The sequence below is a fragment of the Gemmatimonas sp. genome, assembly GCF_041689975.1.
GTDB lineage: Bacteria > Gemmatimonadota > Gemmatimonadetes > Gemmatimonadales > Gemmatimonadaceae > Gemmatimonas.
The window spans coordinates 1-12,029 of sequence record NZ_JBDNFF010000368.1; the positions used below are offsets into that span (position 1 = coordinate 1).

The window sequence follows — 12,029 nt, forward strand, 5'->3', positions numbered from 1 at the left end:
ATCAGGTCGAACGGAATCTTGAACTCGTCGAACGTGAGGCGATACCAGCCAAGATTCTGTGTGCCACTCCACTGCGAGTACATCGCGACACGCGGGACATCGGCGTCGTGCATGGTGACCGAGGGCATGCTGCCCAGCATTGCGGCGGTGAGCCCGAGGGAATCCACCAGCGTGCGGACACGCGGCGCGTACTTGCCATCGACCACGAACGACCCAGCCGGGAACGTGGTGTCGCCGGCGCTGAAGCTCCTCTCGGCCACCTTCATCGGCACGGTGCGCATCAGATAGCGCAGCGTGACCATGTTGTTCGAGCCCGTATGCGCCACGGCGATCGCCGCGTTGCCGGAGCCACGCGTGTTCCCCTTGAGCACGATCTTTTCTACGGGCGACACGGCCGCCTTGAGAATGCTCGGGTCGGCGATCTCGACGACATCCACATCCATGGCGAGACCCATCGACCAGCCGCTGTCGTCGTAGGTGTTCAGGCGCGCGTCGGGATACTGCTGCCGCTCGATGAGATTCTTCGCGAGACGGCCGTACGGCTGATCGCGCTTGATGACATACGAGCCGGCGGGATAGGTGATCGCACCGACCTTGACGGGCGCGGTGGCCTGCCCCACGTCGATGCGCTGGACGCGGAGCAGATTCACGAACTCCGCCACGCGCGTCATGTCGCGCTGCAGCGGAATCACGAAGCCGTACGGCGCCTTGACCTTGCCTTCCTCGATGCTGTTGCGCGTCTTGATGTAGAAGTTCTCGAGCACGGTGGCCGGAAACATCGACGCCAGTTGCAGCGCCGACAGCACGCCGGTCTGCATGTAGTTCGTATTCGAGCGACGCGTGAACGTCGCAATGTCGTTGAAGCCGATCGGGTTGCCGCGATACCACTCGCGATCCTGCGCACCACCACGACCGGTCGGCACCGCGCCGCCGCGTCCACCGCCCAGGCCACCGCCCACGGTCGGCGCTGCCGTGGCGGTGCCGCTGCGCGCGTTGGCCATCGCCGTGCTGTCGAGATCACGTCCGGACTGCGTCTCGTACATCTTCATGAGACCGTTGTGGTTGTACGCGACCGATCCGAGATATCCGGGCGACCAGCCGTCCATGAACGCATGCGTGTACACCCCCGGCATGCCCCACTTGGTCATCTGCGCCATTTCCCAGTTGCCGAACCACGGCAGCTCGGCGAACAGGATCGGATCGAGATTCGGATTCTGCGGCGGGCCACCAGTGTACGTGTACAGCAACGGCTGCGCTTCATGCAGGTCGTGCATGATCGGCGGGTGAGCCGTGAAGTACCACTCGATGATCGCGCGCATCTGCACGAGCTTGATGTTGATGTCGCGATTGTTGTCGTGATACACGTACTTGCCCCAGTACGGCACACCGGCGCCACCACCGAAGCCACCCCCTGGTGCGGGCACGGCGGGTGCCGCCGTCGGCGCGCGACGCGTGGTGTCGCCGGCTGCGACCGGAGCCGCCGGCCTCGCGGGCGCTGCAGGCGTGATCGCGGGCGTGATCGCGGGCGTGATCGCAGGCGCCGGAATTGCGGCGGCCATATCGAGACCGCGGAAGAACCAGTCCACATTACGATCGCGTCCGTCCGCGTCGGCTGCTGGCGTCATCGACACATACAGCTGTTCCCGGATCTGGCTGATGAGCGGCGACGTTTCGGTCACGAGGCGATACGCCAACTCCATGAGCATTTCCGACGGACCGGTTTCGCCGCTGTGCAGGCCGCCCATGAAGTGATAGTGCGGCTTCGTATCGGCCAGTACCGACTTCACCTGCGCCTCGGTCATGCCGCGAGGATCGGCGATCCTGGCGAGGTTTTTCCGGTTCTGGTCGAGGCGCCGCATGTTCGGCTCGGACGAGATCCAGACCACCACAAGTTCACGGCCTTCGTCGGAGCGTCCGATCGTTTCGATCTTCACGCGCGGCGTCGCGGCGGCGAGCGCCCGATAGTACTTCAGCTGATCGGCGTAGTACGTGAGCTTTCGCGGCGCACCGATGTGGTATCCCAGCACGTCGCGCGGTGTGGGGATGCCCGCCACCAGCGGCAAGTGATCCACCAACGGGCTGCCATGCTTCGGATTGGCGAGCCACTCCTGATAGCTCTGCGTGAACGTCGGATCCTGCTTCTGATTGGGATCGCGCGTTTCGGTGGTGAGCTGCTGGGCAGCCAACGACGCGAACGGCGTGAGGCCGAGCAGCAGCGCATGGCGGAGTTGTAGGAAAAGCGAGCGACTGATGGTGAACACGTAAGCTCCGCTGGAGTAGGGAGTAGGGAGTACGGAGTACGGCGTAGGGAATACGGAGTACGGAGTACGGCGTAGGGAATACGGAGTACGGGGTACCGAGACAAAGTCCCCATACCCCGTACTCCCGACTCCTTACTTCGCCGTTACGCTAGAACCAATCCTGGAGCCACGTTTTCACGCGTGTCGCCAGCTTGTCGACACCGGCACCCGTGAGCGACGGGCGGCGCGCGATGACGCCGCCCAGCGCCACGCGATGGGCGCCATACAGCGCCAGCCCAACCGCCGTCGCAAAGCGCGGCGCGGCGATCTGCTCGACGAGTCCGCCGACCTTGTCGCCCGGTACACCAACGCGTACGCCAAGGCCGAACACGTCGGCGGCAAGCTCGCTGACGCCTTCGAGCGCGGCGCCTCCGCCGGTGAGCACGATGCCGGCGTTCAGGCGTCCGGCGAAGCCCGCCGTCTGCACTTCGCGCTGCACCTTGTCGAAAATCTCATCCATGCGCTGATGGATGATGTGCGTCATCAGCTCTCGCGAGATGTGACGCTCACCGTGCGACGCCGACGCCGGCATGGCGATCACCTGCTCGGGGTCGACCATCGGCTCGTACGCGCAGCCATACGCTTCTTTGAGCTGTTCGGCATCGCTGTTGGTGATGCCGAGTCCCTGCACGAGATCGCTGGTGACGGCGTTGCCGCCGTACGGAATCGTGCCGAGATGTCGGATCTTGCCCTCGTGAAACACGGCCAGATCGGTGGTGCCGGCGCCGAGTTCGACGAGGATAACGCCGAGTTCCTTTTCTTCTTCGGTCAGCACGGCCAACGCACTCGCGAGTGGCTCGAGCACGAGCTCACGCGTTTTGTATCCCGCGCGTTCGATGCTCTTGCGCAGGTTCATGGCCGGCGAGCTGCCGATCGTGACGAGATACATCTCCGTCTCGAGGCGCGTACCGATCATGCCGACGGGATCGCGGATGCCGTCCGTTTTATCGACACGGTATTCCTGCGGGATCGCATGTAACAGTTCGCGATCCTGCGGAATCGCCATGGCCCGCGCGACTTCGTTCACGCGATCGACATCGGTGCGCATGATCTCGTGGCCGCTGATCGCCACGACACCCGTGGAGCACATCGCCCGCACATGCTCACCGGCGATGCCGACGTAGAGCGAGTCGGGGGTGACGCCGGCCACGCGGCTGGCTTCTTCGACGGCCTTCCGGATGCTGTGCGTGGCCTCCTCGATGTCGGAGACGACACCGCGGCGCAGGCCCATCGTGCGGGTGCTCCCTACCCCGAGCACGCGCAGCGTCGGCGTGCGCGGCAGATCGCCGTGCACCGCCGCGACGATGGCGGTGGTGAAGGCGGTGCCGATATCGAGTGCGGCGACAATGGGTTCAGAAGTCATGGCTGTCTGGCGATCACCTGGTCACGAAAGCGGAGGTCGAGCTCCACCGCACGCAGATAATTCCGCGCGAGGTCCGCTTCCACAGGTAATATGTCCCTGAAGCGCGCTACGGTCACGTCGGAGGTCGTCCGCACCGTGACCCCGCCCAATTTGAAGCGCAATTCGTCCGTTCCGGCCCGTTCGCTGTGCGAGACGCGGGCAAAAAGTCGCGGCGCGTCCTTGCGCAGACCGTCCAACACGTGCAAGAGCGCACTATCAGCGGTGGCGGCTACAGGGACGTCGAGCGGATAGCGCACCGGGTCGATCGGCAGTGGACGTCCGGTCGCATCGGCCGGTTCGAGTCGCCCCTTTCGGGGCACATACGCCACTGGCTCGCGCTCCACCACGCGGATGAGCAGGGTCCCCGGCAGCTGCCGCTCGACGACCACCGACGCCACCATCGGGTGCGCTCGGATGCGCTCGGCCAGTGGCTCGAGTGGCTGCCACACCGACTGCACCGTGTCCACCTCGAGGCGCGCCAGCAGCTCCGTCGGACGGGCATAACGCACGCCCTCGAAGACCACCCGCCGGGCGTGGAAGTAGTCGAGACGCGCGAGGGCCCGAGGGCCCCACCACGGCGCACCCACCACGATACCGACGGCCAGCAGGAAGCCGATCGCTCGCAGCCAGCGCAGCCACGTGGGGCGCACCCCTTTCGGCGCCGCTGTCGGTTTTCCCCGTTTGGCCGACGTTACGTCGGGATCGAACGCCGCGATAGCCATCACCCGCGCAGCGCCTCGATCAATTCGGGACCCGTCTTCGTGATGTCCCCGGCACCCATCGTGATGACGACGTCGCCCGCTTGCACGATCGCGCGCAGCGCCGCCGCCGCCTCGCTCCTCGATCCATGCCACTGCATAACGCCCCCACGTACTCGGTCGCCGATGAGCGCCGACGTCACGCCGGGCTCGGGCGCTTCACGAGCGCCGTAGATGTCGCACAGCAGGAGCACGTCGGCCACGCTCAGCGCGTCGGCGAAATCCTCCTGCAGATCGCGCGTGCGGGAATACAGGTGCGGCTGAAAGGCGAGCACGAGGCGACGATCGGGGTACGCGTGACGCGCGGCCGCGATCGTGGCACGGACTTCGGTCGGGTGATGCGCGTAGTCATCGACGATATCGATTCCCTGCACCGATCCCAAGCGCTGGAATCGACGCTCGACGCCGCGGAAACTCGCGAGTCCCGGCGCCATCTGCATTACGGTGCAGCCGAGGGCGAGTCCCGCCCCGAGCGCCGCGAGTGCGTTGCGCGCGTTGTGCAGACCCGGCACCGCGAGTTGCACCGGTCCGAGATCTTCGCCGTCGAAGCGCACCTGAAAGCGCGAGCCCATCGCGTCGAGCACCAACGCATCAGCCACGAGTCGCGCGTGGCCGGCGTGATTGGACGGCGCCGTACCGGGTGCGGTGGCACTATACGCGATCACCTCGTGCCGCGATGCAATGCGCAGCGCCATTGCGCCGTCGTCGTCGGCGCAGCGCACCACGACGCGTGCCGGCGAGACATACTGCTCGAAGGTGCGCATGATGTCGTCGAGATCACGATAGATGTCGAGATGATCGGCTTCGACATTGAGCACGACAGCGACCGCGGGATCGAGCGCCAGGAACGAGCGATCGTATTCGTCAGCTTCCACCACATAGGTGTCACCGCCGAGTCGGAGATTACCGGCCCAGAGCTCGACCCGTCCTCCGACCACGCCCGTGGGTTCTCGACCGGCGGCCGTGAGCGCCTCCGTGGTCATCACCGTCGTGGTGGTCTTGCCGTGCGTGCCGGCGATGCCGACCAGCGTTCCACCACTGACCGCATCCGCGAGGGCTTCGGCGCGACGCACCAGCGGCATGCCGGCCGCGCGCGCGGCGACCATTTCAGGATGTGACGCGGCGATGGCCGACGAGTAGACCACGGCACGCACACCGCTTACCAGTGCGGCCTCGTGCGCGGCAACGGTGATCCCGTAGCGTGCGAGGTCCGGGGCTCCGGCGGGATTGGCATCGGTCCCCTGGATGTGAACGCCCCGACGGGCGAGCAGTTCAGCGAGCGCGCTCATGCCAGCACCGGCGATGCCGATGAAATGCACGGGACGCGGGTCGGTGCGATCGAGCAGAAGGGCGGCCGTCAACGACGGAGCGCGGGCGCCGGATTCGGCGCTATCGAGGCGGGTATGCGGCGCAGACATGGCTACAATATGGCGACCCGATCAGCCGATCCCCACCGTCTACATGCCAAGGGTCATGATGACCGAACGCGCGATATCAGCGGCGGCGGCGGGACGGGCTCGCTGGAGCGCTGCGGTATGCATGGTGTTTCGCGTGGCGGGATCGTCGCGTAACGAGCGGACGGCGGCATCGAGCGTTTCCACGGTGAAGTCGCGCTGCGGCACATAGCGGGCGGCACCCGACGCCTGCGTGGCCTGTGCGTTGTGCGTTTGATGATCCTGCGCGGCACTCGGAAGCGGGACCAACAGCGAAGGAATGCCCCAGGCACATAGCTCGGCAATCGTCATCGCGCCGGCACGTGTGACCGCAAGATCGGCGGCCGCATACGCCTCGGCGATCGGAGCGAGATATGGGCGCACGCGCACCATGTCCGATTCGTGACCAAGGTAGGCGGCCGCCTGTTGCTTGCCCGTAGCCCAGATCACCGCGACGCCGCCAGGAAGTCCCTGCTGCGTCCAGGCGCCGACCACGTCATTCAACGCGCGCGCGCCCTGACTACCGCCCACAACGAGTACCACGAACGCGTCGTCGGGAAGTCCCCACAAGCGACGCGCCTCGGCCCGCGAGCGCGAGGTGGTCGGTGGCGGCTCGATCGGACATCCCAACGGCAGGACCTGCGTGTTCGCGCCCACGGCGAGCCGAGTCGCCGCCTCCGGAAATCCGAGGAACACTGTGCGGGCGCCTTTGGCGAACGCGCGCGTGGTCAATCCGGGATGCGAGTCGGGCTCATGCAGCATGGTCGGCACGCCGTGAGCGCGCGCCCAGGCGAGCGCCACACCCGCCGCGTAGCCGCCGGTACCGATCACCGCGCGCGGCGCGTTCGGCGCCGCCAGTTTCGTGATCGCGCGCCACGCACCGAATGCGCCCACGCCCGTGAGTAGGTTCTTCCACGGCGTCTGACGATACAGCGGATGCAGATCGAGCAGCGTGTACGCAAATTCGGTGGTCGGCAGCACATCGCGCTCGATACCGCGCCGCGCGCCGATGAAATGCGGCTCGATATGCGGCGCCTGCTTCACCAGCGCCCGCGCGATCGCCAGCCCCGGATACAAATGGCCACCGGTGCCACCGCCCGCGAAAAACACCCGAGTCGTGGCGGGGCTCGTCATGCCATCGAAACCAGCGGATCGGTGGCGGTGGCGCCGTACACGCGCTCCCGATCGCTGCCGATGTTCACGAGGATGCCCGTCATTGCCAGCGTCAGCACGAGGTTGGAGCGTCCGTACGACACGAAGGGCAACGTCAGCCCGGTGTTGGGGAGCAACCCGATCACCACGCCGAGGTGAATGAACGCGGTAAACACGGTGACAAATGTGATCCCGATGGCGAGTAGCGCTGTAAACGGAGTTCGGGCTCGCCGGGCAATGCGGAATCCAAGCCAGCCGTACAGGGCGAAGGCGAGTGTGAGTCCGCCGAGTCCGAGGAAGCCGAACTCCTCACCCACGATCGAGCCGATGAAATCGTTGTAGGCGAGCGGAAGCCATCCACGCTGCTGATTGCCCTGACTGAAGCCGACACCCACAATGCCGCCCGACCCGACTGCCACGAACGACTGGTACTGCTGATCGCCTGTGGCTGACCTCGTGGTCGACTCTTGCTCCTTCGCGAGAAAGCTCTCCACGCGCTTGCGCACGTATGAACTCTGAGACGCCTGAAAGCCGATCAACAAGAGGCCCACGGCACCGAAGAGCAGAAAGTGCGTCACGCGCGCACCGCCCACGAAGAGCAGCACCGCCATGGTGAGACAGAACATCATGGCCACGGAAATGTCGGGCTCGAGCATCGCGAGCACGCTGAGCGCACCAATGACCACCGCGAACGGCATGAGCCCTTTCCCCAGCTGCTTCACCGCCGCGCCCTTCTTCACGAGTAGCATCGGCGTCCACACCAACACGGCGAACTTGGCCAACTCGGACGGTTGGATCGAGCCGTTGAACAGATAGCGACGCGACCCGTACATGCTCTTCGAGATCGCTTCCGTGCCGGGCAGGATGACGATGAGCATGAGCAGCACACTGATACCCATGATGTGCCACGCATACCGCCGCCAGATCTCGGCGTCGATTTTCGCACAGATCGCGAACGCGGCCCCTCCTACGACCACGCCGGTAAACTGGCGCAGCACGAAGAAATGCCCGGGACTATTCGCCGAGATCGCCTGCAATGCGCTGGCGCTGTACAAGACGGCCAACCCGAAGGCCATGAGCACGGCCGTCACCAGCAGCAGCGCGCGCGCTTCGAGCGACATGCGCCAGCGCTCCCGCGTGCCAGCCATTACTGCCGCCACGGCCCCGCTCACGGCGCGTCCCCGGCGAGCACATTCGCCAGTCGCGCAAACTCCCGTCCACGCGCTTCGAAGTTGTTGAACATGTCGAAGCTGGCACAGGCCGGCGACAATAGCACCACGTCTCCCGCCACCGCCAAGGCTCCCGCCCGGCGCATGACCTGCTCGAAATTGTCCGACCCGCAGTGCTCCACCATCACCCGTCCGTGCAGCGGCGCTTCCAGATCGCCGGTGATCAGCGCGCCGGCCTCACCGTACGCGAGCACGGCTTTGGCGGTGCGCAACAGTTCGGGAATAAGCGCGGTATACGATTCACCCTTGTGGCGCCCACCGAGCAGCACGATGCTGGGGCGCGTCATACTGGCCAGCGCCACGTTCGTGGAGTCGATGTTCGTGGCCTTCGAATCATTCAGCCACAGCATGCCGTTGTGATCGACGACCGGCTCGAGCCGATGCGGCAGTGCGCTGAATGTCGCGATCGCGATCGCCAGCAGCGCGCGTGCCGAGGGAATGCGATGCGACGGATCGGCCGCCATCACTGCCAGCAACGCCGCCAAGGCGTTGGCCACATTATGGTCGCCCACCAGTGCCAGTTGGTCGCGCGCCACGAGTGGTTCGCCGAATACATGCAGCATGCCCGAGCCGCGATGGAAGTAGCCATCCACATCGGTGCGCTGCACCGAGAAGCGGTGCCACTGTCCGGGAATGCCGGCCACCAGCGCCTCGACATCGGCATTGTCGGCCGTCGTCACCCACTGCGACGTTTGTACGGCATTCGCGAACAGTCGCTTCTTGTCGGCGTAGTACTCGGTCACATTGGCGTAGCGATCGAGATGATCCGGGCTGAGCGTGGTGAGCACACCGACATCGGGCATGATGCCGGGCGTGTCATGCAACTGGAACGACGACAACTCGAGTGCTGCCCAGACCGGTGGCGATTTCATGAGGGCAAGCTCGGAGACCGGCGTGCCGATATTCCCCACGTCGGCGGCGTCATGCCCCAGGGCGCGTAGCAGATGTCCGATGAGCGCCGTCGTGGTCGTCTTGCCGTTGGTGCCAGTGACGGCGATGGAGCGCAGCGCGGGCTGCAAGCGCAATGCGACCTCGACCTCACTCACCACTGGCACGCCAGCGCTGAGCGCGGCACGAATCGGCGGCGCCGTGGGCGGAATGCCGGGGCTGACGACCAGCAGCGAGCAATGCGCAATACGCTGCACATTGTGCACGCCGACGTCCACGCTGGCGCCTTCGCGTTCCAGCATCGCGGCGGCGCTGCGCACCGCCTCTGATCTCGACGCATCCGACACGTACACCGAGAGCCCTGCCGCGCGCAGCAGGCGCGTGGCCGCGATACCACTGCGGGCGAGCCCGATCACGGCGAACTCTCCCCGCTTTTCGGCGAGACGTCGCGCGACGATCGACGCGAGCTCCTGCGGCGGCCGTGCGTCACTCATGGTCGCGCTCCGTCAACGCAGTTTGAGCGTGCTGAGCGCGAGAATCGCGCAGAGGATTCCGATGATCCAGAAACGGATGACGACCTGCGTCTCCGGCCAGCCCGACAGTTCGAAGTGATGATGCAACGGCGCCCGTTTGAACACGCGATGCCGTTGCGCGTACTCCAACCCATACCGTTTCTTCCGGTACTTGAACACCGAGCGCTGCAGGATGACCGACACGGTCTCCGCCACGAACACGGCGCCGACGATCAATAGCAGGAACTCGCTCTTGAGCAGAATCGCGATCGACCCCAGCGCCCCGCCGAGCGCCAGCGAGCCGGTGTCACCCATGAAGACCTGTGCCGGATGCGCGTTGTACCACAGGAAGCCGATGCAGGCGCCGACCACCGCGGCGCAGAACACGGTGAGTTCACCGGCGCCGCGCAAATAGAATATCTGCAGATATGCACTCGTATCGACGCGGCCGGCCACGTACGCGAACAGGCCGAGCGCGAGCACGGCAATCGCCATGAGTCCGGCGGCCAGTCCGTCGAGACCGTCGGTGAGATTCACGGCGTTGCTGAAGCCGGTGAGAATGAACGTGACCCATGGGATGTACATCCACGCCGCCCAGGCAAACGCCGGCACCACCAGGACGTACTTGAAAAACGGCAACGTCGTGCTGGCGCCGGGCAATGTGGAAATCGGAAACAGCAGCAGGATGAGCCCGAGACCAATACCGCAGGTGATCTGGCCAGCGAGTTTATAACGCTCGACGAGCCCTTCGTTCTTCTTCCCTTCCCGCTTCTGCCGCAGCTTGAGGTAGTCGTCGAGAAACCCGATCATGCCCATCCACGCGGTAACGGCCATGGCGAGCAACACGTAGCGATTGCTCATGCGCGCCCACAACAGCACCGGCACGAACGTGGCGGCCAGGATGATGAGGCCACCCATCGTCGGCGTGGTTCCCTTCCCGGCATGCGAGTCGGGTGTACCCTCACGCACCACCTGATGCACCGCCATGGCGCGGAGACGTCGAATGATGATCGGGCCGAACAGGAACGTGAGCAGCAACGCCGAGACGAACGCGGCGGCCGACCGGAACGTGATGTAGTTGAGCAGATTGAGCACGCGGATGTCGCGCGCCAGCGGCTGGAGCAGAGAGTAAAGCACTACGCAGTCGCCCAGGTCGTGAGCGTAGGAACGAGCCGCTCGAGACGCATCCCACGGGAGCCCTTGAGCAGTACGATGGCATTGCGTTCGAGTCGCGATTCGATGAGCGGCCACAGCGCGTCGAAGTCGGGCGTCACGATCACGCGCGCGTCGGTCGGCGCCACCTCGTGAAAGGCCGCCGCGAAGTCACCGACGCCGACGATCAGATCGGCCGTAGACGCCAGTGCCGCCGCGGCCACGTCGCGATGCTGCTGCGCCGATTGTGCACCGAGCTCACGCATCGTACCGAGAATCGCGACCCGCTGTTGTCCTGAACCCACCCGATCGAGCAGGTCGAGCGCAGCGCGCATCGACGCCGGATTCGCGTTGTAGGCATCGTTGATGAGGACGAGCTGGCCGTGCTGCTCCCACGCCCCGCGCATGCCTGGCACCGGCATCTCGGCCATGCCCGCCGCCGCGTGGGCGAGCGGGACCCCGCAAGCGCCGGCCGCTGCGATGGCGAGCATGGCATTCGCCGCCTGATGTGCACCACGCAGCGGCAACGTGAAATGCACGCCGCCGACCTCGAGCCACGCGCGCCCTTCGGCGTCGAGCCCCCACGCCGTGGGCGTCACCGTGGCCTGCTCGAGACCCGCCGATAGCACCGTCGTGGCGCGCGCCTTCGCGATGTCCATGACTTCGGGATGCGCTGACGGTACGATCGCGAGTGTCACGCGATGAAAAATCTCGCTTTCTTCGCGCAACACGCCGGCCAGGTCACCGAGGCCTTCCAGATGTTCTTCACCGATCGAGGTGAGCACCGCGATGTCGGGTTCAGTAATGTCCCGCAACGTCGCGACTTCTCCAGGGGTATTCGTAGCCACCTCGACGATCGCGACCTCGGCATCAGACGGTATGGCCAACAGGGTGAGTGGTACGCCGATACGGTTGTTCAGATTGCCCTTGGTGGCGTGCACCACCAAGGTGCGCGCGAAGGCGGCCTTGAGCAGTTCCTTCGTGCTGGTCTTGCCGTTCGAACCGGCCACGGCGATCACACTGCGGCCCCAGGCGCGGCGCCACGCGGTGGCGAGCTGCCCGAGGGCGACCAGCGTATCGGGCACGACGTAAGTGGGCACACCGAGTCCGGCGGCCTTGGTGGCATCGCTCACGACGAACGCGGCGGCGCCAGCGTCGCGGGCAGTGGCCAGAAAATCGTGCGCGTCGAAGCGTTCGCCGATG

The 12,029-nt window shown here is 65.6% G+C and carries 9 protein-coding genes; all 9 read right to left on the reverse strand.

From position 1 onward, the window contains the following. The coding region (locus ACESNG_RS21365; RefSeq protein ID WP_373070735.1) for a M14 family zinc carboxypeptidase at positions 1–2,261 on the reverse strand (2,261 nt) is incomplete at its 3' end. A gap of 148 nt (positions 2,262–2,409) precedes the next feature. Beyond that, positions 2,410–3,663, reverse strand: coding sequence for a cell division protein FtsA (ftsA, locus tag ACESNG_RS21370; protein ID WP_373062141.1), 1,254 nt, complete (start codon positions 3,661–3,663; stop codon positions 2,410–2,412). Continuing rightward, positions 3,660–4,424 carry a cell division protein FtsQ/DivIB gene (locus ACESNG_RS21375; RefSeq protein ID WP_373062139.1) on the reverse strand — a complete coding sequence of 255 codons (765 nt, stop codon included), beginning with the start codon at positions 4,422–4,424 and terminating at the stop codon, positions 3,660–3,662. The genes ftsA and ACESNG_RS21375 overlap by 4 nt, the downstream gene beginning before the upstream one ends. After that, positions 4,424–5,878 (reverse strand): UDP-N-acetylmuramate--L-alanine ligase, encoded by a 1,455-nt coding sequence (gene murC / locus ACESNG_RS21380; RefSeq protein WP_373070737.1) that lies wholly within the window; start codon positions 5,876–5,878, stop codon positions 4,424–4,426. The genes ACESNG_RS21375 and murC overlap by 1 nt, the downstream gene beginning before the upstream one ends. Before the next feature lie 39 nt (positions 5,879–5,917). Next, on the reverse strand, positions 5,918–7,027 hold the full coding sequence (locus tag ACESNG_RS21385) for a glycosyltransferase (protein ID WP_373062135.1): 1,110 nt from the start codon (positions 7,025–7,027) through the stop codon (positions 5,918–5,920). Next, complete coding sequence (locus tag ACESNG_RS21390) at positions 7,024–8,193, reverse strand: FtsW/RodA/SpoVE family cell cycle protein (protein WP_373070739.1); 1,170 nt, start codon at positions 8,191–8,193, stop codon at positions 7,024–7,026. Before ACESNG_RS21390 ends, ACESNG_RS21385 begins: the two co-directional genes overlap by 4 nt. A 20-nt stretch (positions 8,194–8,213) precedes the next feature. After that, positions 8,214–9,656 carry a UDP-N-acetylmuramoyl-L-alanine--D-glutamate ligase gene (gene murD, locus ACESNG_RS21395; RefSeq protein ID WP_373070741.1) on the reverse strand — a complete coding sequence of 481 codons (1,443 nt, stop codon included), beginning with the start codon at positions 9,654–9,656 and terminating at the stop codon, positions 8,214–8,216. A 12-nt stretch (positions 9,657–9,668) separates the two neighbouring features. After that, positions 9,669–10,811 carry a phospho-N-acetylmuramoyl-pentapeptide-transferase gene (mraY, locus tag ACESNG_RS21400; RefSeq protein ID WP_373062129.1) on the reverse strand — a complete coding sequence of 381 codons (1,143 nt, stop codon included), beginning with the start codon at positions 10,809–10,811 and terminating at the stop codon, positions 9,669–9,671. Next, the coding region (gene murF, locus ACESNG_RS21405) for a UDP-N-acetylmuramoyl-tripeptide--D-alanyl-D-alanine ligase (RefSeq protein WP_373070743.1) at positions 10,811–12,029 on the reverse strand (1,219 nt) is incomplete at its 5' end. The genes mraY and murF, both read right to left, overlap by 1 nt.

Coding starts and splice junctions, on each gene's coding strand:
- ACESNG_RS21375 (WP_373062139.1), bottom strand. CDS start 4,424: ATGGCTATCGCGGCGTTCGATCCCGACGTAACGTCGGCCAAACGGGGA.
- ACESNG_RS21390 (WP_373070739.1), bottom strand. CDS start 8,193: ATGGCTGGCACGCGGGAGCGCTGGCGCATGTCGCTCGAAGCGCGCGCG.
- ftsA (WP_373062141.1), bottom strand. CDS start 3,663: ATGACTTCTGAACCCATTGTCGCCGCACTCGATATCGGCACCGCCTTC.
- ACESNG_RS21385 (WP_373062135.1), bottom strand. CDS start 7,027: ATGACGAGCCCCGCCACGACTCGGGTGTTTTTCGCGGGCGGTGGCACC.
- murD (WP_373070741.1), bottom strand. CDS start 9,656: ATGAGTGACGCACGGCCGCCGCAGGAGCTCGCGTCGATCGTCGCGCGA.
- murC (WP_373070737.1), bottom strand. CDS start 5,878: ATGTCTGCGCCGCATACCCGCCTCGATAGCGCCGAATCCGGCGCCCGC.